The organism is Aeromonas sp. A35_P, assembly GCF_002259925.1.
GTDB lineage: Bacteria > Pseudomonadota > Gammaproteobacteria > Enterobacterales > Aeromonadaceae > Aeromonas > Aeromonas dhakensis.
On sequence record NZ_NEVB01000241.1, the window covers coordinates 1 to 20,245 of the forward strand.

The 20,245-nt window shown below is 63.8% G+C and carries 14 protein-coding genes and 2 pseudogenes; 13 read left to right on the forward strand and 3 right to left on the reverse strand.

Translation table 11 applies throughout. The features are described from left to right. Positions 1-115, forward strand: a pseudogene (locus CAK78_RS19555) (IS1595 family transposase); the annotation flags it as partial. Positions 116-189: 74 nt separating this feature from the next. On the opposite strand, the gene CAK78_RS19560 reads toward CAK78_RS19555, so the two are convergent. Next, positions 190-1,467, reverse strand: a complete 1,278-nt coding sequence (locus CAK78_RS19560; protein WP_017765711.1) for an NAD(P)/FAD-dependent oxidoreductase — start codon at positions 1,465-1,467, stop codon at positions 190-192. Positions 1,468-1,518: 51 nt separating this feature from the next. Then, complete coding sequence (gene puuR / locus CAK78_RS19565) at positions 1,519-2,133, reverse strand: HTH-type transcriptional regulator PuuR (RefSeq protein WP_094698377.1); 615 nt, start codon at positions 2,131-2,133, stop codon at positions 1,519-1,521. A 310-nt stretch (positions 2,134-2,443) separates the two neighbouring features. On the opposite strand from puuR, the gene CAK78_RS19570 reads away from it, so the two are divergent. The 6 genes from CAK78_RS19570 (at position 2,444) to CAK78_RS19585 (ending at position 8,896) form a co-directional block, all read left to right on the forward strand. Beyond that, a complete protein-coding gene (locus CAK78_RS19570) occupies positions 2,444-3,907 on the forward strand; it encodes an NAD-dependent succinate-semialdehyde dehydrogenase (protein WP_094698378.1) in 1,464 nt (487 codons plus the stop codon). A gap of 149 nt (positions 3,908-4,056) precedes the next feature. Further along, the gene (gene gabT, locus CAK78_RS19575) at positions 4,057-5,346 is read left to right on the forward strand and encodes a 4-aminobutyrate--2-oxoglutarate transaminase (protein WP_094698379.1); all 1,290 of its coding nucleotides are present in this window, start codon (positions 4,057-4,059) and stop codon (positions 5,344-5,346) included. A gap of 235 nt (positions 5,347-5,581) precedes the next feature. Continuing rightward, positions 5,582-5,707 (forward strand): hypothetical protein, encoded by a 126-nt coding sequence (locus tag CAK78_RS23235; protein WP_254924832.1) that lies wholly within the window; start codon positions 5,582-5,584, stop codon positions 5,705-5,707. Further along, a complete protein-coding gene (locus tag CAK78_RS19580) occupies positions 5,704-7,047 on the forward strand; it encodes an APC family permease (RefSeq protein ID WP_005303048.1) in 1,344 nt (447 codons plus the stop codon). Before CAK78_RS23235 ends, CAK78_RS19580 begins: the two co-directional genes overlap by 4 nt. Positions 7,048-7,403: 356 nt before the next feature. Continuing rightward, positions 7,404-7,553: a hypothetical protein gene (locus tag CAK78_RS22915; RefSeq protein WP_017765716.1), complete on the forward strand. Its 150-nt coding sequence runs from the start codon at positions 7,404-7,406 to the stop codon at positions 7,551-7,553. After that, positions 7,553-8,896 (forward strand): APC family permease, encoded by a 1,344-nt coding sequence (locus CAK78_RS19585; RefSeq protein ID WP_005303054.1) that lies wholly within the window; start codon positions 7,553-7,555, stop codon positions 8,894-8,896. Before CAK78_RS22915 ends, CAK78_RS19585 begins: the two co-directional genes overlap by 1 nt. Positions 8,897-8,982: 86 nt before the next feature. On the opposite strand, the gene CAK78_RS19590 is transcribed toward CAK78_RS19585, so the two are convergent. Then, on the reverse strand, positions 8,983-9,363 hold the full coding sequence (locus CAK78_RS19590) for a hypothetical protein (protein WP_094698380.1): 381 nt from the start codon (positions 9,361-9,363) through the stop codon (positions 8,983-8,985). Between the two features lie 248 nt (positions 9,364-9,611). On the opposite strand from CAK78_RS19590, the gene CAK78_RS19595 reads away from it, so the two are divergent. The 6 genes and pseudogenes from CAK78_RS19595 to CAK78_RS19620 all read left to right on the forward strand — a co-directional run. Beyond that, positions 9,612-10,766, forward strand: a complete 1,155-nt coding sequence (locus CAK78_RS19595) for a sodium dependent phosphate pump (protein WP_010633351.1) — start codon at positions 9,612-9,614, stop codon at positions 10,764-10,766. A 159-nt stretch (positions 10,767-10,925) separates the two neighbouring features. After that, positions 10,926-11,396, forward strand: a complete 471-nt coding sequence (locus CAK78_RS19600; RefSeq protein ID WP_094698382.1) for an FKBP-type peptidyl-prolyl cis-trans isomerase — start codon at positions 10,926-10,928, stop codon at positions 11,394-11,396. A gap of 225 nt (positions 11,397-11,621) precedes the next feature. Continuing rightward, positions 11,622-12,373 (forward strand): annotated as a pseudogene (locus CAK78_RS19605) (DODA-type extradiol aromatic ring-opening family dioxygenase). Positions 12,374-12,650: 277 nt separating this feature from the next. Beyond that, positions 12,651-17,501 carry a PAS domain S-box protein gene (locus tag CAK78_RS19610; RefSeq protein WP_441296595.1) on the forward strand — a complete coding sequence of 1,617 codons (4,851 nt, stop codon included), beginning with the start codon at positions 12,651-12,653 and terminating at the stop codon, positions 17,499-17,501. Between the two features lie 11 nt (positions 17,502-17,512). Beyond that, positions 17,513-18,445 (forward strand): diguanylate cyclase, encoded by a 933-nt coding sequence (locus tag CAK78_RS19615; RefSeq protein WP_094698384.1) that lies wholly within the window; start codon positions 17,513-17,515, stop codon positions 18,443-18,445. Between the two features lie 126 nt (positions 18,446-18,571). Further along, on the forward strand, positions 18,572-20,245 hold a 1,674-nt coding region (locus CAK78_RS19620), incomplete at its 3' end, for a histidine kinase dimerization/phospho-acceptor domain-containing protein (protein ID WP_254924835.1).

Below are 20,245 nucleotides of genomic sequence, written 5' to 3' on the forward strand. Positions count from 1 at the left end.
CCGGTTTAAGCAGCGTTTTGACCTCAAAGGCATGTTGGTTGAATTGGGGCATGCAGTCGTGGCAAGCCCTCCGATGCCATATCGGCTCTTGAAGCTGGCTGAGGGTCATGGGTAATCAGGTAAAAAAGAAACACCGCCAGCTGGCGGTGTTTCTTTTTTCATGGTGATCAGACTCGGCGCAACGCTGACTCACACCCCCAGCCGATCGCGCAGGGTGTACCAAGCGGCGCCGGCGGCGGTGAAGGGAATACGGAACAGGCGGCCACCCGGGAAGGGGTAGTGCGGCAGCTTGGCGAACGCATCGAAGCGCTCCGCCTGGCCGCTCAACACCTCGGAGAGCAGCTTGCCCGCCAGATGGGTACAGGTGACGCCATGGCCGCTGTAGCCCTGCATGTAATAGATGTTGTGGCCGATGCGGCCAAACTGCGGCAGCCGCGACAGGGTGAGCAGGAAGTTGCCGGTCCAGGTGTACTCCACCTTGACGTCCGCCAGCTGGGGGAAGGTCTTGAGCATCTTGGGAATGATCAGCCGCTCGATGTCCGCCGGATCCCGCGCCCCATAGACCACGCCACCGCCATAGATCAGCCGGTGATCGCCGGAGGTGCGGTAGTAGTCGAGCAGGTAGTTGCAATCTTCCAGACAGTAGTTTTGCGGCAACAGCGAGCGGGCCCGCTCCTCTCCCAGCACCTCGGTGGCGATCACCTGGGTGCCGCAGGGCATGCTCTTGCCGGCGAGCTCGGGCACCAGGTTGCCGAGGTAGGCGTTGCCGGCCACCACCACGTAGCGCGCCTTGACCGCCCCCTTGGCGGTCTTGACCAGGGCAGGCTGACCCGGCGTGATGCTGGTGACGGCAGACTGCTCGAAGATCTTGCCACCCTGCAAGCGGATGGCCTCCGCCTCCCCCAGCGCCAGGTTGAGGGGGTGGATGTGGCCACCGCTCTTGTCGAGCAGGGCGCCGACGTAGCGATCGCTCGCTACCACCTCGCGCACGCCGTCGGCATCGAGCAGCTCCAGCTTGTCATTGCCCCACTTCTGCCAGCGCTCATATTGCGCCTTGAGCTCGTGCAACTGCTTCTCGGTCTCGGCGGCGAACACCCCGCCCTCCTGCAGATCACACTGGATGTTGTAGCGCTTGATCCGCTCGCGGATGATCTGGCCCCCCTCAAACAGCATGGAACCGAGCAGCCTGGCCTGTTCCGGCGGGCAGTTCGCTTCTATGGTGTCGATGTCGCGACTGTAGGAGTTGACGATCTGGCCGCCGTTGCGACCGCTGGCGCCAAAACCCACCCGGGCCGCCTCCAGCACCACCACCGAATAGCCCTTTTCCACCAGGTGCAGCGCACTGGAGAGACCGGTGTAGCCGGCCCCGATGACGCAGACGTCGCACTCCAGCTGTTCGGTCAGCGTCGGATAGGGTGCGTGTTGGTTTGCACTGGCAGCGTAGTAACTGTTTACATGTTCGGTCATGATCCCTGTTTCCTTACAAGTTCTTTTCCCAAACGAGACGATGTCTCGACACTAGAAGTTGGCCGGGGTGTGGGCGCTGACGATGCGGCACACCTGCCCCGACGGATTGCTGAAACTGTGGGGCTCGCCCGTGTCGATCACGTAGCTGTCCCCGGCACTGAGCTGATAGGCCTGACCCGCCACCGTCAGGATCACCGACCCCTCCAGCACGGTACCCACCTCCTCCCCCAGATGGGTGACCTGGCCACCGGTGTCGGTGCCGGGGGCGTAGGTCTCCAGCATGAAGCCGAGCTGGCGGCGGTTGTTGCCGTTGTGCACCAGCTTCATGGAGACCCCCTGGCTGCCCAGCTCGATCAGCTGCTCAGCCTTGATCACCACGCTCGGCGTGCTCGCCACCTCCTCTTCGGCGAAGAAGCGCGACAGCGGCAGCTCGTAGACGCTGAGCAGCTTTTGCAAAGAGGCCACCGACGGGCTCACCTTGTCCTGCTCTATCATGCAGATGGCACCATGGGTCAGCCCGCTCAGCTCGGCCACCCGCCGCTGAGAGAGCCCCAGCCGGCGGCGAGTGGCGGCCAACCGCTCCCCCATGCTCTGCGCCTGGGTATTCTGCGCCAGCGGGTTGTCGGTCATGGACTGCCAGCGCGTCTCGCCCTGTGGTTGCTGCATTCGGCCACCTCCCTGTGTGCCTGATAGGGGCCATTGGAGGCCCCGGTTAAAATAGCGAGTCAATCCAGCCGGCCTGTTTGTTATCCTGCACAGCGCATGCCGTTCATTATTTTGCACACCCTGCGCCACAAAAACCGGTAAAATCACTCCAACAGCTCCATTTCTAGCACGCGAGATACCGTTTACTCAAATATATTTAACACTTGAAAAACATTTCAGCTCAATTTATGGTCTTCCTGTGCTTATTATTCTATACGGTGGCGGCGCAGGATGAGCCGACCCCCTGACCCACAATCGAGGCTTGCTATCTATGTCAGCATCACAACCCGCACTCTCCCTGATCCAATCCCTTGCCTATATAGATGGCCGCTGGTGCGAAGCCGGCGGCGGACGCCGGTTCGAAGTGCACAACCCGGCCACCGGTCAAGTCATTACCCAGGTGCCCGACATGGACGAGGGCGACACCCGCCGCGCCATCGCGGCCGCCCATGCAGCCCAGCCGGGCTGGGCGGCGCTCACCGCCAAGGAGCGCAGCAGCAAACTCTACGCCTGGTTCGAGCTCATCATGGCCAACCAGGAGGAGCTGGCCCGCATCATGACCTGCGAGCAGGGCAAGCCGCTGGCCGAGGCCAAGGGGGAAGTGGCCTATGGCGCCAGTTTCATCCAGTGGTTCGCGGAAGAGGGCAAACGCGCCTACGGTCGCACCATTCCGGGCTTCTCCAGCGACCGCCGTCTGGCCACCATCAAGCAGCCGGTGGGGGTAGTCGCCGCCATCACCCCCTGGAACTTCCCCATCGCCATGATCACCCGCAAGGCGGGCCCGGCGCTGGCCGCCGGTTGCACCATCGTCATCAAGCCGGCCGCCGAGACCCCGCTCTGCGCCCTGGCGCTGGCGGCGCTGGCGGAGCAGGCAGGGATCCCGGCCGGGGTCATCAACATCGTCACCAGCCATCAGGCCGCGGCGGTAGGCAACGAGCTGTGCAACAACAAGACGGTGCGCAAGCTCTCCTTCACCGGCTCTACCCGCATCGGCAAGCTGTTGATGCGCCAGTGCGCCGACACCATGAAGAAGCTGTCGCTGGAGCTCGGCGGCAACGCCCCCTTCATCGTGTTTGACGACGCCGACCTCGACGCCGCCATCGCCGGCGCACTCGCCTCCAAATACCGCAACGCCGGCCAGACCTGCGTCTGCGCCAACCGTATCCTGGTGCAGGCCGGCATCTACGACGCCTTCGCCGAGAAGCTCACCGCCGCAGTCAAGGCCTTCAAGGTGGGTGACGGTATGGGTGAGGGCACCCAGATAGGCCCGCTCATCAACCCGGCTGCCGCCAGCAAGGTGGCCGAGCTGGTCAAACAGGCCACCGCCGCCGGTGCCGAGCTGCTGCTGGGGGGCGAAGCCCACCCCGCCGGCCCGCTCTTCTTCCAGCCCACCATTCTGGGCAAGGTGGATAAAACCAACCCCATCCTGCAGGAGGAGATCTTCGGCCCGGTGGCGCCGCTGGTGCGCTTCGAGACCGAGGCCGAGGCCATCGCCCTGGCCAACGATACCCCCTACGGCCTGGCTGCCTATTTCTATGGCCGCGACATCGCCCGCGTCTGGCGGGTGGCCGAGCAGCTCGAATACGGCATGGTCGGCATCAACGAGGGGATCATCTCGACCGAATTGGCCCCCTTTGGCGGCATCAAGGAGTCGGGCCTGGGTCGTGAAGGGGCAGCCGAGGGGCTGGAGGAGTACCTCGAGACCAAATACCTCTGCTTCGGCGGCATCCGCTAGGCAGTCACATCTTGCGCCGACGGCCGGGCCTGCAACAGGGGCCTGCCACCCGCCGGCGCAGCCATATCAATTCACAAGGACGAAGTGAGTGCTCCCAAGGGGGCCTCGCCACATTGAGACAGGGGCCCCCGGCCCCTCAGGGAGGAAAGATGAGTCAGTCAGCATCAAACAAGGCGTGGCAAGCACGCCGCGAAGCCGCCGTGGTCAACGGCGTCGGTACCCTGCTGCCGGTGTTTATCGAGCGGGCGCAAAACGCCGAGCTGTGGGATGTGGAGGGCAACCGCTACATCGACTTTGCCTCCGGCATCGCCGTGCTCAACACCGGCCACAACCACCCGAAAGTGGTGGCAGCGGTGCGTGCGCAGCTGGAGAAGTTCAGCCACACCTGCTTCCAGGTCACCCCCTACCCCGGCTATATCGAGCTGGCGGAGAAGTTGAATGCCCTGGTGCCCGGCCCCACCCCGAAACGCACCCTGTTTCTCTCCACCGGCGCCGAGGCGGTAGAGAACGCCATCAAGATCGCCCGCGCCCACACCGGCCGTAGCGGCACCATCGCCTTCAAGGGGGGCTTTCACGGCCGCACCATGATGGGGATGGCGCTCACCGGCAAGGTGGTGCCCTACAAGACCGGCTTCGGCCCCTTCCCGGGCGAGGTCTATCATCTGCCCTTCCCGAGCGACTATCTGGGGGTGAGCGAGGCCGATGCGCTGGCCGCGCTGGATCTCTGCTTCAGCTCGGATATCGAACCGACCCGGGTGGCCGCCATCATCATCGAGCCGGTGCAGGGTGAAGGGGGCTTCTACCCCGCCTCCGCCAGCTTCATGCAGCGCCTGCGCCAGCTGTGCGACCAGCACGGCATCCTGCTCATCTGCGACGAGATCCAGAGCGGTTTCTGTCGCACCGGCAAGACCTTCGCCACCGAATACAGCGGCATCGAGCCGGACATCATGACCCTGGCCAAGAGCCTGGCCGGCGGCTTCCCGCTCTCCGCCGTGGTAGGCAAGGCGGAGGTGATGAATGCCGCCAAGCCGGGTGGCCTGGGTGGCACCTACGCCGGCTCCCCCATCGCCTGCGCCGCCGCCCTAGCGGTGCTGGAGGTGATCGAAGAGGAGCGTCTCAACCAGCAGGCCCAGGCCCAGGGCGAGCAGATCAAGGCGCGCCTGCAACAGCTGGCCGAGCGTTTTGACTGCATCGGCGACATCCGTGGCCCCGGCGCCATGGTGGCCATGGAGCTGGTCAAGCAGCGCAACGCAAACCAGCCGGATGCCGACCTCACCAAGCGACTGGTGGCCGAGGCGGGCAAGCGCGGGCTGGTACTGCTGGCCTGCGGCGTGCGGGCCAACGTCATCCGTTTCCTGGCACCGCTGACAGCCTCGCCGGCCATCATCGAGGAGGGGCTGACCCTGCTTGAACAGGCCCTGCAGGCGGCTCACGCCTGATCTGAAACAGAGCATTCGCCCATTAGTGCAAAAAAATGCGTTTTTGCCCCCTTGATATGCTTGTCAAGGGGGCAACACGAATGCACAATGCGCCGCCGCGTAAAAGGACCGACCACTTGCTGAGTCAGGTTCTTTTTTTGCGGCAAACAAATCCACAACGAGGCCGGAACCGACCGGAAAAGATAGCGAGATGGGTTGCCATCTCACGACACCCGCTTCTCTAGTGAGGAACACCATGGGGTATTTCACTGCTTTCCTGCCGGCCCGCGCCGGTCTGCGCCGCCTTGCTGGCGCCCCCAATGCCCAGGTTGATGCCGTCAGCCTGATCCCTTCGGCCCGGATTGAGGGGAAAGCACAATGAATGCCCAACCCGTCGGCCTGAAAAAAAGCCTGAAGCTGTGGCATGTCGTCATCATGGGGCTGGCCTACCTGACCCCCATGGCGGTGTTTGACACCTTTGGCATCGTCACCGAAATCACCGAAGGCCATGTGCCCACCGCCTACCTGTTCGCCCTCATCGGCATGCTGTTCACCGCCATGAGTTACGGCCACCTGGTACGCAAGTTTCCCTCGGCAGGCTCCGCCTACACCTATGCCCAGAAGGTGTTCCACCCTTACGTGGGCTTCATGGTGGGCTGGGTCTCCCTGCTCGACTACATGTTCATGCCGATGATCAACATGCTGCTGGCCAAGATCTACATGGAGGCCCTGTTCCCGAGCGTGGAACCTTGGACCTACATCCTGGGGCTGGCCGCCGTCATGACCTTCCTGAACCTGCGCGGCATCAAGCTGGTGGCCAACTTCAACAGCCTGATCGTCATCATGCAGTTCAGCATCATCGCCGTCTTCATCGGCCTCATCGCCTGGGGTGTCTATCATGGCGAGGGGCTCGGCACGGTGGCGAGCAGCCGTCCCTTCTTCTCCGATCAGATGGCGGTGGCTCCCCTGCTCACCGGCGCCTCCATCCTCTGTCTGTCGTTCCTCGGCTTTGACGCCATCACCACCCTGTCGGAAGAGACGCCGAACGCGGATCGGGTGATCCCCCGCGCCATCGTGCTGACGGCGCTGATCGGCGGCGTGCTGTTCATCTCCGTCTCCTACTTCCTGCAGCTGTTCTTCCCGGACATCTCCCGCTTCCAGCAGCCGGATGCGGTACTGCCGGAGATCGCTCTCTATGTGGGCGGCAAGCTGTTCCAGGCGGTGGTGCTGGTGTGCACCACGGTGGCGGTGCTGGCCTCGGGGCTCGCCTCCCACGCCGGCGTGTCGCGCCTGCTCTACGTGATGGGACGGGATCGCGCCCTGCCGAGCCGCTTCTTCGCCTATATCCACCCGACCTGGCAGACCCCGGCGCTGAACGTGCTGCTGGTGGGGATCCTGGCCCTCTCGGCGGTGTCGTTCGATCTGGAGATGGCGCTGGCACTGATCAACTTCGGCGCCCTGGTGGCCTTCACCTTCGTCAATCTGGCGGTGATTGCCCACTTCTACGTCAAGCTCGGTCACAACAAGACGCTGCGGGATCACCTGATCTTCCTGCTGCTGCCCCTGTGTGGCGCCGCCTGCATCGGCGTGCTCTGGCTCAATCTGGAGCCGGCCTCCTTCGAGCTTGGGCTGATCTGGGCCGCTCTCGGCGCCCTCTATCTGCTGCTGCGCCTGACGGTATTCCGGGTCCAGCTGCGCCGGCCGGAAACCGACGCCTCCTGAGCCCCCTTTTCATGACTACTGCGCCCGCCTTTCGCGGGCGTTTTTTTACCCCTGTTCACCCGCCGTGACAGTGCCCTTCGCGCCAGAGCGGCTCCGCTCGCCCCCCTGTCAGCACAGGCTGCCAGCCGGGGGCTCAACCCCGACCTGACCCAGGTCAACAAAATCCCCTGATGGGGGCATTTTTGCTTGTGTCCTCCCCCCCTGAGGGCACAATACGCCGCCCCTGAGAGCCGATGTTTTTTGCAACATCGGTTCTTCGTTTTTAAGGGGTAAACCACATTCACCAAGAGGCCGGACTTTGCACCGGAATTGATACCGAGATTGCCAGGCAATCTCCCGACGTTGTGAGGAAATACATGGGGCATTTCATTGCTTTCCTGCCGGTCCCCGCCGGCGTGCGCCACTTGTCTGTGCCACAGACCGGCGCCCCCTGTGTCCAGCGACGCGCTGCGTCCCTGATCCCGTCCCCCTTCGCCGCCCTGGCGATCACAGAGGAGAAAGCGTGATGGCCGGTGCCAAGCTGCTCAAGACGCTCACCCTCTTCCAGGTAGTGGTGATGGGTCTGGCTTACCTCACACCCATGGCGGTATTCGATACCTTCGCCATCGTCGGTGACATTACCGAAGGCCGCGTTGCCACCGCCTATCTGCTGGCGCTCGGCGGCATCCTGCTGACCGCCATCAGCTACGGCCACCTGGTGCGCAAGTTCCCCTCCGCGGGCTCTGCCTATACCTACGCCCAGAAGGTGTTCAACCCCTACATCGGCTTCATGGTCGGCTGGTCATCCCTGCTCGACTACATGTTCATGCCGATGATCAACATCCTGCTGGCCAAGATCTACCTGACCGCCATGTTCCCCGGCGTCGAGCCCTGGATCTTCATCTTCGGTCTGGTGACCGTGATGACCTTCCTCAACCTGCGCGGCATCAACCTGGTGGCCAACTTCAATGGCGTCATCGTCTTCATCCAGCTGGCCATCATCACCGTCTTCCTCGGCCTGATGGGCTGGGGCATCTATCAGGGTGAAGGGGCCGCGACCCTGCTAAGCAGCCGTCCGTTCCACTTCGAGTCGGCCGGCATGGTGCCGCTGTTCACCGGCGCCACCATCCTCTGCTTCTCGTTCCTGGGCTTCGACGGCTTGAGCTCGCTCTCCGAAGAGACCCCGAACGCCGGCAAGGTGATCCCGCGCGCCATCGTGCTGACTGCGCTGATCGGCGGCATCATCTTCGTGACCGTCTCCTACTTCCTGCAGCTCTACTTCCCGGATCTGGCCCGCTTCAAGGAGCCGGACGCCGTGCTGCCGGAGATTGCCCTCTACGTCGGCGGCACCCTGTTCCAGAGCGTGGTGCTGGTGTGCACCACGGTCGCCGTGCTGGCCTCCGGCATGGCCGCCCACGCCGGCGTGTCGCGCATCCTCTACGTGATGGGGCGCGATCGCATGATCCCGGAGCGGGTATTCGGCTACATCCACCCGAAATACCGCACCCCGGCCATCAACGTGCTGATGGTGGGTGCCCTGGCCCTCTCCGCGGTGTCGTTCGATCTGGACATGGCGCTGGCGCTGGTGAACTTCGGTGCCCTGGTGGCCTTCACCTTCGTCAACCTGTCGGTCATCGGCCAGTTCTGGGTGCGCGAGAAGCGCAACAAGAGCCTCAAGGAGCACCTGCTGTTCCTGCTGCTGCCGCTGCTGGGCGCCGCCACCATAGGCGCGCTCTGGATCAACCTGGAGCAGAGCTCGCTGGAGCTGGGCCTGATCTGGGCCGGCCTCGGCGTCACCTACCTGTTCCTGCGCCTCGCGGTGTTCCGCATCCCCTTCCGTCAGTACGAAGAGGCGGCCGACTCGCAGTAAGCGGCCAGCGCCAACCAAGCAGAAGGGGAGCCATGGCTCCCCTTCTTCTTGCACCTCATCTGATCACCGCCCTGCGGCGGCCGGGCTCAGCCCTGGTTGATCACCGCGGTGGCGGCCGCCTTGAGCGGATCCTTGGCCACCGCCTTCATATCCTGCTGGGTCTGCTTGAGCTGCTGGCCGGCCTGATTGACCTTCTGCTGGGTCCCCTGCAGCTGGCTCTTGCCCTCCTTGAGGCCGGAGCTCTTCTGCTCCAGCACATCCGTGGTGTGCTTCTTCACTTCGGCCCCGGCCTTCTCTTTCTGCTGGCGCACCAGCTTGTCGGTATCACAGCGGCCCTTGACCCCCAGAGTCGCATTGAGCGCCTCGTTCTTAATTGCCTTGTCGAGGTTGCACTCGGATTTCAACACGCTCGCCTGGGCACCGACAGACAGCAGACCCAGGGACAGACACAACACCCATGCACGCATAACAACACCACGTTGGTTGAGATAAGGAAGGCCGCAGCATAACGCCCTCTGCCCCGGCTGCAAGCCGCCAGACACATTCGCAGCCAAACGGGGCGAGATCCCGGCCCAATCCGACACCTTCTGTCCCATCTTCCCCATCCGGCCATGTCATCAAATCATCACAAAAGTGTCACTTTGTCATATTTCTGTCATGAAGCCCTGCTGTAATGCGCCCGTCCATTTTCAAGCAGACTGTCCCAAGAGGCTTCATGCACAGCACCCCATCTTTTGCACAACAGCAGACCCGTCGTACTGGCCCACTGTTCAACTGGCTCGCTGTGATCACCCTGATCTACCTGATCCTGGTTGCCGTCGGCGCCGTCTCCCACGGCTTCAAGGGCTTCTCCGGCGGCGCCGAGGGCGCGGCCCAGATCTTCGCCTTCGCCAACAACCCCTTCGTCGCCCTGCTGCTCGGCATCCTGGCCACCGCCCTGGTGCAATCCTCCAGCACGGTCACCTCGGTCATCGTCGGTCTGGTGGCCGGCGGCCTGCCCATCGGCATGGCCATTCCCATGGTGATGGGCGCCAACCTCGGCACCACCATCACCAACACCATCGTCTCCCTCGGCCACATCCGGGACCGGGGCGAGTTTCGCCGCGCCTTTGCCGCCGCCACCGTGCATGACTTCTTCAACCTGCTGGCAGTGTTCATCTTCCTGCCGCTTGAGCTGATGTTCGGTCTGCTGCAAAAGAGTGCCGAGGCGCTGGCCACCCTGCTGGTAGGCTCCGCCGACATGTCGATGAAGGGGATGGATTTCATGAAGCCCCTCATCTCCCCGGCCCTCAACTTCATCGACGATCTGGTCGCCTTCCTGCCGGGCAAAGGGCCGGCCATCGCCACCATCGTCATCGGCATCCTGCTGATCCTCGGCTGCGTCACCTGGCTCGGCAAGGTGCTGCAACGAGTGCTGGTCGGCCGTGCCAAAGAGGTGCTGCACAAGGCGCTGGGCCGCGGCCCGCTGACCGGCATCGCCTCCGGCACCCTGGTTACCGTGATGGTGCAGTCCTCTTCCACCACCACCAGCCTGATGATCCCGCTGGCCGGCGGCGGCGTGTTCAGCACCCGTCAGCTCTACCCCTTCACTCTGGGCGCCAATATCGGCACCACCATCACCGCCCTGCTGGCCGCCACCGCCATCAGCGGTGCCGGAGCCAAGCTGGCGCTGACCATCGCCCTGGTGCACGTGCTGTTCAACCTGTTCGCCGTGGTGCTCATCTACGGGGTGCCTTTCCTGCGCGAGCTGCCGGTCAAGGCGGCCGAGGGGCTGGCCCGGGTCGGCAGCGAGAACAAGCTGCTGGCGCTCGGCTACGTGGCGGGCCTCTTCTTCGCCCTGCCCGCCCTGATGATGGTGGCCGCCAAGTAACGACCGCCCTGACGACGAGGGGGAGGCGCCAGTCGCCTCCCCCTGCTCATTTGCCCGCCCGGTCACATCCTGCCCCGCCCCGGCTCGCCCTGGCGCCCCGGCTGGGATAAGATGCCGCACTCACTGCCCTCCCGGCATTTCACGACATAGGGATACCCGATGAAACTCGTTCTGATCGCGCTGCTGGTTGCCGGCGTCGCCTACTACTTCTACTCGAGCAGCAACAACAGGAAGCTGGCGGAAGAGAATGTGCGCAAGGGGGCCGAGTTCCTCGCCGCCAACAAGGAAAAACCCCTGGTGACCACCACCGCCTCCGGCCTGCAGTATGAAGTACTGACCCCGGGCAGCGGCACCGTTCACCCCACCGCCACCAGCAAGGTGAAGGTGCACTACGAGGGCAAGCTGCTGGACGGCACCGTCTTCGACAGCTCGGTCGCCCGCAGCGAGCCCATCGAGTTCGGCCTCAACCAGGTGATCAAGGGCTGGACCGAAGGGGTACAGCTGATGGTGGAAGGGGAGAAGACCCGCTTCTACATCCCCGCCAACCTTGCCTACGGCGATCGCGCCGCCGGCAAGATACCGCCGGGATCCGTTTTGATCTTCGACGTGGAGCTGCTGGGTATTCAGTAACCCCGTCAACTTCCCCATGGCCGGCCACTGCGCCGGCCTTGTTATTGGTGATCTCTCCTCCTTCCTACCATCACTATCAACCAGTAGTGAACAGTGCTTATTCATCAAGCCGGATTGTTAACTCAGATTTCGGGACAGATAATGACCATATCGTCAGCGGCATGTCGCCCTGACCCAGGGTTTTCTGGTGCGCCTCGCACCGGTACAACGCATATGGAGTCTGTCATGTCTATCGCCCCCGTCTGGTTCATCTCCCATGGCGCCCCGGATCTGGTTCTGCGCGACCAGCCGGCGACCCATTTCCTCAAAAATCTGCGCCTTGGCGATCTCAAGGGGCTGGTGGTCATCTCGGCCCACTGGTTTACCCGCAGCGAGCTGCAGATCAACGTCGAGCCCAACCCGGCCTTGATGTACGACTTCTACGGCTTCCCCGAGCCGCTCTACCACATCCGCTGGCCGGCCAGCAGCCCGCTCTGGCTGCAGGAGGCGGTGAGCGATCAGCTGCTGCTGGCGGGCCTGCCCGCCGAGCCGGTGCGCCGCGAGCTGGATCACGGGGTCTGGTCGCCGCTCTCGCTGATGGATCCCGCCAGCACTGTCCCGCTGGTGCAGCTCTCCATCCCGGCCAGCTGTGGCAACTGGGGGAGGCGCTGCAGCAACTGCGTGCCCAGGGGATCGGCATCCTGGCCTCCGGTGCCATCACCCACAACCTGCGGGCGCTGGGGCCGGAAAACTCGCCGGTGCCGGGCTGGGCCCGCAGCTTCGTCGACTGGCTGGAGCTGACCATGGCCGAGGGTGACAGAGCGGCGCTGGAAGATTACCGCGCCCGCGCGCCGGGGGCAGTGGAATCCCACCCCCACGACGATCACCTGCGCCCGCTGTTCGTGGCGCTTGGCGCCGCCGGCCAGGACAAGCCCGTCAAGCTGCACGACAGCTGGGATGGCGGCAGCCTCTACATGGGCTCCTACCGCTTTGCATGACGGCAGGATCGTTCAAGCCAGGGCAACAAACAGGAGAATCGGATACAAGTGGCTGCGATCAGTGCTAAGTTATGTTGAAACCCATTTGATACCACGTTGAACCAACACAGAGCGCCGTCATTTGCGCTCTGTGTTTTGATTGCGGGATATCAGGGTTTACTTTCAATGCATTAACGCTACTCTGGCCAAAACGGCAGAATCGTCACATCGGGTGTGTTCTACGCCATCAGCGAGGCAGGGAGGCTTCAACGTGAGCAATCACCCCCCTTTTTTCAGGATGAACAGAAATACATGTCTGATATTGCTCATCGGCTTGCTGCTCTCCCTGCTCGGCGCCCTCCTCCTCCATTACAGCAATGAAAAGCAGGCGCAAGCCAGCATCACGGCCACCACGGAACGGGTCGCCGATACCGTCAAGAGCCGGCTCGAGCTGTATCAATACGGTCTCAGAGGAATACGTGGTGCCATCCTGACCGCCGGCGAACATGCCTTCAACAACGAGGACTTCGTTCGTTACAGCCTGACCAGGGATGTGGACAGTGAATTCCCCGGTGCCCGCGGTTTTGGCTTCATCAGGCGAGTGAAGGATGCCGAACTCGAGGACTTCATCCTGCGCGCCCGACAAGATGGGCGGCCAGGTTTCACCCTTCAGCTGCTCTCGCCCTATCGGGGTGAACATTTCATCATCCAGTTTATCGAGCCGGTATCCCGCAACAAGGCGGCCATCGGGCTGGATATCGCCTCTGAGCCCTCACGCCGTGAGGCGGCCCTCGCTGCCATTCGCAGCGGCGAGGTACGGCTGACCCCCCCCATTACCCTGGTGCAGACCACGGGCAAGCCAAGGCAATCCTTTCTGATGCTGTTGCCCATCTACCGCACCGTGACCACCCCAGCGACTCCCGAGGAGCGGGAAAAAGCCGGGTTTGGCTGGAGCTATGCCCCCCTGCTGATGGAAGAGTTGCTGGACGCCCTGCATCTGGAGAGCCCGGCGTTTCACATCAGACTGATCGATGTGACCGACCCCCAACATGTCCAGCCCTTCTACACCAGTGCCATCGATCATGGGTCGTCCAATCCGCACCACATCATCATGACCAGGACCGCCGAACGGGAAATTTATGGTCGCCACTGGCAGATCAAGCTCGACGCCCATCCCCTGTTCGTGGCGCAGCTCAACCAGACCTCCCCCTATGTGGTGCTGTTCACCGGCGGCCTCTTCACCCTGCTGCTCACCCTGCTCGAACGCATGCGGGCCCAGGGGCAGCATCAGCGCCTGCAGATTATTGAGGAACAGGCCAGGCTGGCCGCCATCGTGGCCGGCGCCAGTGACGGCATCATCGCCAAGACCCTGAACGGCGTCATCGTAAGCTGGAACAAGGGGGCCGAAGATCTGTTCGGTTACCCGGCCGCCGAGGCCCTGACCCGCACCGACAGCGAGCTGTTTCAGACGGATCACGACAGCGCCAACGAGAAAGCCCTGCTCGCCGACCTCAGGCAGGGCGTCCGGATCCCGAGCTTCTCCGCCCGGCGTCGCCACAGAGACGGCCATCTGCTGGATCTCTCCATCTCCATCGCCCCCATCTATGACCATCAGGGCAAGCTGGTCGGCACCTCCGAGACCCTCCGGGACATCACGGCCCAGAAACAGGCAGAGGCCAAGATCCTGGAGCTCAACGCCAATCTGGAACATCAGGTGGCAGAACGCACGGCTGAGCTGAGCAAGATCAACGTGTTATTGAGCAACGTCCTGCGCTCCGCCTCGGCAATCTCCATCATAGCGGCCGATCTGGAGGGCACCATCACCCTGTTCAACGAGGGGGCCGAGCAATTGCTGGGATACAGCGCCACCGAGGTGGTCGGCAAGGAGACCCCCGGCATCTTCCACACCCGCGACGAGATGCAGGCCCGCAGCGTCGAGCTCAGCGCCCAGTACGGTGAGGAGATCAGCGGCTTCCAGGTGTTCGTCTACAAACCGGAACGGGAGGGGGCGGAGAGCCGGGAGTGGACCTATGTGCGCAAGGATGGCAGCCGCTTCCCCGTCACCCTGGTGATCACCGCCATCCGTGATGAACAGGGGCGCAGTCAGGGCTACCTTGGCATCGGCCTGGACATCACCGACAGCAAGGCGGCCGAAAAGAGGCTGGCCGAGAGTCTCGAGATCACCCGCGCCATCCTGGACACCGCCGTCAATCCCATCATGACCATGGATCCTGACGGCCGCATTCAGTCCCTCAATCCGGCCGGTCAGACCGCCTTCGGTTATCAGGCTGGCGAGATCCAGGGCCAACAGGTGCAGACCCTGTTGCACAGCACCGATGAGCATGAACTGGGTGAACTCCCCCTCGGCGCCCTCAGCGACAGCCAGCTGGCCGCCCTGATGGAGAGGGAGTTTATCGGGCGGCGGCGCGATGGCAGCGAGTTCCCGTTGCAGATGTCGATCGGCCGGATGCAGGCGGCCGGCTCCCGCATGTTCGTCTGCATCATCACCGACCTGACCCAGCAGCTGGCCCAGCGCAACGAGATCCTGTCGACCCGCGATCAGTTGCAGATGGCGGCCGATGTGGCCGAACTGGGGATCTGGTCATGGGATCTCGGCAGCAATGCCCTGAGCTGGAACAACCGCATGTTCGAGCTCTACGATCTGCCGCTGACGCTCAGGGAAGAGGGGCTCAACTACCAGCACTGGGCAAACCGGGTGCACCCGGACGATCTGGCAGCCACCACCACCAGCCTGAACCGCGCCGTGGCCGGCATCGGCATCTACGACCCTGTCTTTCGGGTGATGCAGGACAACGGCGATCACCGGGTTATCCAGGCCGGGGCCAGGGTGGAGCGGGACAGCAGCGGTCAGGCGCTGCGCGTCATCGGTTTCAACCGGGACATTACTGCCCAGACCGAGCTGGAGTCCCGCCTGCTCTATGCCAAGGAGCAGGCAGATGCCGCCAGCCAGACCAAGTCCTCTTTCCTCGCCAACATGAGCCACGAGATCCGCACCCCCCTCAACGCCGTGCTCGGCATGTTGCAGCTGATCCAGTACACCGAGCTCACCGCCCGCCAGCTCGACTACGTGGTCAAGGCGCACTCGGCGGCCAACTCCCTGCTGGGCTTGCTGAACGACATTCTTGACTACTCGAAGATCGAGGCCAGCAAGCTGCAACTCGATCTGCACCCCTTTGACATCGAGTTGCTGATGCGGGACCTGGCCATCGTACTGGACGGCAACCAGCGCCAGAAAGAGATCGAGGTCATGTTCGATATCGACCCCCGCCTGCCCAATCACCTGATCGGTGACAGCATGCGACTGCAGCAGGTGCTCACCAACCTGGCAGGCAATGCCCTCAAGTTCACCATCAAGGGCCAGGTGGTGATCAAGGTAGCGCTGCTGGCCCGCCATGAGCAGACGGTCACCATCCGCGTGGCCGTCACCGACAGCGGCATCGGCATCAGCGCCCACCAGCTGGATCGCATCTTCGAGAGCTTCACCCAGGCCGAAACCTCCACCACCCGTCGCTTCGGCGGCTCCGGGCTGGGGCTGGTGATCTGCAAACGCCTGATCAAGCTGATGGGGGGAGAGCTGCTGGTCGAGAGTGAGCTGGGGCATGGCAGCCGCTTCTGGTTCGACATCACCCTGGCACAGGCCGAGCCCCAATCTCTCAAGGAGGCCTGCCCGGACATGGCGCCGCCCCCCTACATTCTGGTGGCCGACGACAGCGAGATGGCAGCGGATCTGTTGCAACGCACCCTGCTGCTGCTTGGCTGGCAGGCCGAACTGGTCCATTCGGGAACAGAGGCCGTCCGCCGGGTCGACGAGGCCCGTGCCCGGGGCCGCCCCTTCGACATAGTGCTGATGGACTGGAGAATGCCGGACATGGATGGGCTGAGCGCCGCCGCCCAGGTCCGGCAGCAAGCCGGGCAAGAGAGCGCCCCCAGGATCATCATGGTCACCGCCTACGGCCACGAGGTGTTCACCGAGTCGCACCAGTCGGGCGCCACCCCCTTCGTCAGCCTGCTGACCAAACCCGTGACTCCCAAGCAGCTGGCAGAGGCCATCTATCAGGCCCTCCATGGCCAGGACGTCGCGCCCGCTCTCCCTTCCCAGCACACCCGCCGCCTGAGTGGTCTCACTCTGCTGGTGGTGGAGGACAACGTGCTCAACCGCCAGGTTGCCTTCGAGTTGCTGAACTGCGAAGGGGCCAGGGTACAGTTGGCCGAATGCGGGCGGGACGGGGTGGCCATGGTATTGCAGCAATCTCCCTCGTTTGATGCCGTGCTGATCGACATGCAGATGCCGGATATTGACGGGCTGGAGGCCACCCGCCAGATCCGGGCCCACCCACAGTTTGCCAACCTGCCCATCATCGCCATGACCGCCAATGCCTCGGAAGCGGATCGCCAGCTCTGCCTGGCTGCTGGCATGAATGAGCATGTGGGCAAGCCCATTGCCCTCGAACAGCTGGTCTCCACCCTGCTGGCCCAGCTTGGCAAGGCTGACCAGCCAGCCCTTGCCCAACCCCCTGCTGCCAGCGAAGCCCTGCTGGAGGCCGAATCCGTCATACGCCAGCGTTTTGACAACGATATCGAACTGCTGCAACGGATCCTGAGCCTGTTCGGCCCCGACATGGCAGAACAGCTGGAGGCATTGAACCAGGCCATCGCCGCTGGCCAGCTCAAGGAGGCCTGCAGCATACTGCACGCGATCAAGGGCAGCGCCAGCACCATGGGGGCCAGCCAGCTGGCCACCCTGGCCAAGGCGCAGGAGCAGGCTCTGCTCCACGCCGACCAGCAGCAGGCCGCTGCGCTGCTGGCTGACGCCGGCTGGCTGCAGCGGTTGCAGGAGACGGCGCGCCTCAGCCTGGAGAGCCTCGAGAAGACCTTCGCCTCGCCCCCCGACGCCACCGCGCAACCGGCCGATGATGCCTTGCCCCTCGCCGAATGGCGGGAGGCCATGCAGCGCATTCTGGCGCTGCTGGAGGATGGCAATCTGGAGGCGGTCGAGCTGACCGAAGCCCTGGCACCCAAGACACCGCCGCAGTTGCACGCCTCTTTTCACCAGTTTGCCGGCCTGATCGAGAATCTGGAGTTCGGCGCCGCCCTCAAGTTGGGGAAATCCCTATGCGTCAACCAGTAATGGAGCCCAAGATGGTCCCCTGGAACCTGCCCACCAACCGTCGCCCCAAACTGCTGATCGTCGATGATCAGGCGATCAACATCAGACTGCTGCACCAGCTCTTTCGCGAAGAGTGCGAGATTTTCATGGCGACCAGCGGGGAGCAGGCTCTCACCCTCTGCCGCAGCCTGCTGCCCGACCTTGTCTTGCTGGACGTCATCATGGATGGCATGAGCGGCCACGAGGTCTGCCAGCAACTCAAGGCGGATCCCGACACCCAGGGCATTCCCGTCATCTTCATCACGGCCCAGCAGGAAGAGACTGACGAAGAGTATGGCCTGGCCCTCGGCGCGGTGGATTTCATCAGCAAACCCATCAGCCCCAACATCGTCAGGGCCAGGGTGAAGACCCACATCACCCTCAAGCTGCAGGGGGACTTGCTGCGTAACCTGGCCATGCTCGACGGCCTCACCGGCATACCGAACCGGCGCCAGTTCGATGATGAGCTGATGCGGCAGTGGCGCCAGGGTTGCCGGGACAACACCCCCCTCTCCCTCATCATGCTCGATGTCGATTACTTCAAGCGCTACAACGACCGGTATGGCCATCAGGCTGGCGATCACTGTCTGCAGGCCATCGCCGCCGTGCTGGCCGAGCGGCTGGGCAGGCCGCACGACCTGGTGGCCCGCTACGGCGGTGAGGAGTTTGCCTGCGTGCTGCCCAACACCCCTCTCGCCAGCGCCGTCCATCTCGCCGACAGCATGTGCAGCGCCGTGCGCGAGCTGGCCATCGAGCACCTCGCCTCCGAGGTGGCCAGGGTGGTGACAATCTCCCTTGGCGTGGTCTGTGCCATCCCCACCCAGACCGGCACGCCGCAACAGCTGCTGGAAGCGGCCGACCGCCAGCTCTACCGGGCCAAAGAGGCCGGCCGGGCCAGAGTCGCCGCCGATGGCGATGCTGCATGAGCCCTTTGCCGTCGCGTTTGCACTGACAAACTGCTGATTAAAGGTTCATTGTGCGCCGCACTTAGGTAAAATCGCCGCTTTCGATCACCATCCGACCGGCGGGAGGGGCACAATCTGGCAATGAACCTGATCCGACCCCTGTTGCTGTTCTGCCTGCTGCTGGCCCTGCTCGACCAGACCCTGGCCGGGGTGAGCGACGTCACCCGCAGCCTCATCTTCAACCAGTGGAACGGCCCCATCCGCGACATCATCGAGCGCCCCGCCGATCTCTACAGCCGCGAGGAGCGCGCCTGGCTCGCCAGCGCCGGCCCGGTGAAGGTGTGGCTGATGGACGACCTCTACCCCTACGGAGTGCGCGACTACGACAACCAGCTCACCGGCATGGCGGTGGAGATGCTGGAGAAGATCAGCAAACGCTCCGGCCTGCGCTTCGAGTTCGTCAGTTACGGCTCGGAGCAGGCCCGCAACGAGGCCATGCTCAGGGGGGATCTGGATCTCATCGGCGCCATCTCCCGCCTGGTGGCCGAGAGCTATCGGCTGCGTCCCTCCCTGCCCTATGCCACCGACGACATCTATGTATTGGTGGCCCGCAAGGGGGATTCCCTGCGCGGCGATCTGGCACAACTGGCCGGCAAGCGGGTGGGCAGTACCGCCTACAACCCCATCGCCAGAGGGCTTACCCGCAGCCAGGTCAGTTTCATGGAGAGCGCCGACGAGGCGATGGAAGCGGTGGACGACGGGCGTCTCGATGCCGCCATCGTGCCGCTCTACTTTGCCCAGCACGCGGTGGAGGGGGGCCGGCTCAACCAGATCCGCATCGCCGGCCCCGCCGACAACCAGCCCATCCGGATGGGCTTTGCCGGCCTGCCCGGCAACCGGATGCTGATGGAGATCCTCGACAAGACCATCCTCTCCATCGCCCCCAACGAGCTGGCGATGATGAGTTACCAGTGGCGCAACCGCAAACTGCCGGCCCCCACCTTCATGGAGCGCAACGCCCCCTACTTCTACCTGCTGCTGGCGGGGCTGCTGGTCGTCGCCCTGCTGCTGTTTTACCGCAACCGCATGCTCAACCGGCTGGCCCGCTCGGAGCAGGCCTCCCGCCGCCAGCTGGAGGAGCATGTGCGCTTCATCGAGGCGCTCGGCGAGAGCCTGCCCCATCCCATAGTGGTGCGTGACAAGAGTGGCAAGGTGATCCTCTGCAACAGCAAGTACCTGGCCACCCTCAACGCCCCCATCGAGCGGGTACTCGGCACCTCGTTCACCGAAGGATTGCGGGGGCTGCTCAACCCCGAAGCCATCGCCGCCCTGGAGCAGGATTTCCAGCAGGTGCTGCGAAGCGGCAGCCCCATACTGTCGGATCGCATCTTCAGCCAGCGCGGCCCGCGCCAGTTCGTCTACCACTGGATGGTGCCCTACTTTGACTACCGCGGCGCCATCAGCGGGGTGATCAACGGCTGGATCGACATCACCGAGCGCAAGACCATGGAGGAGGCGCTGCGCCGCGCCAAGGAGCAGGCCGACCGCGCCAGCCGGGCAAAGAGCGACTTTCTGGCCACCATGAGCCACGAGATCCGCACCCCCATGAACGCCATTCTCGGCATGCTGGAGCTGGCGAGCCAGGATCCCGCCCTCGCCCCCCACACCGGCGAGCAGCTGCGCATCGCCTCCGAATCCGCCAACGGCCTGCTCGATCTCATCGGCGACGTACTGGACATCTCCAGCATCGAAGCGGGCCAGCTGACCCTCGCCCCCGAGCCGTGCGAGCTGGCCCCCCTGCTGCACTCGGTGACCCGCGCC

Coding starts and splice junctions, on each gene's coding strand:
- CAK78_RS19600 (WP_094698382.1), top strand. CDS start 10,926: ATGAAACTCGTTCTGATCGCGCTGCTGGTTGCCGGCGTCGCCTACTAC.
- gabT (WP_094698379.1), top strand. CDS start 4,057: ATGAGTCAGTCAGCATCAAACAAGGCGTGGCAAGCACGCCGCGAAGCC.
- CAK78_RS19585 (WP_005303054.1), top strand. CDS start 7,553: ATGGCCGGTGCCAAGCTGCTCAAGACGCTCACCCTCTTCCAGGTAGTG.
- CAK78_RS22915 (WP_017765716.1), top strand. CDS start 7,404: ATGGGGCATTTCATTGCTTTCCTGCCGGTCCCCGCCGGCGTGCGCCAC.
- CAK78_RS23235 (WP_254924832.1), top strand. CDS start 5,582: ATGGGGTATTTCACTGCTTTCCTGCCGGCCCGCGCCGGTCTGCGCCGC.
- CAK78_RS19560 (WP_017765711.1), bottom strand. CDS start 1,467: ATGACCGAACATGTAAACAGTTACTACGCTGCCAGTGCAAACCAACAC.
- CAK78_RS19590 (WP_094698380.1), bottom strand. CDS start 9,363: ATGCGTGCATGGGTGTTGTGTCTGTCCCTGGGTCTGCTGTCTGTCGGT.
- puuR (WP_094698377.1), bottom strand. CDS start 2,133: ATGCAGCAACCACAGGGCGAGACGCGCTGGCAGTCCATGACCGACAAC.
- CAK78_RS19580 (WP_005303048.1), top strand. CDS start 5,704: ATGAATGCCCAACCCGTCGGCCTGAAAAAAAGCCTGAAGCTGTGGCAT.
- CAK78_RS19595 (WP_010633351.1), top strand. CDS start 9,612: ATGCACAGCACCCCATCTTTTGCACAACAGCAGACCCGTCGTACTGGC.
- CAK78_RS19570 (WP_094698378.1), top strand. CDS start 2,444: ATGTCAGCATCACAACCCGCACTCTCCCTGATCCAATCCCTTGCCTAT.
- CAK78_RS19610 (WP_441296595.1), top strand. CDS start 12,651: ATGAACAGAAATACATGTCTGATATTGCTCATCGGCTTGCTGCTCTCC.
- CAK78_RS19615 (WP_094698384.1), top strand. CDS start 17,513: ATGGTCCCCTGGAACCTGCCCACCAACCGTCGCCCCAAACTGCTGATC.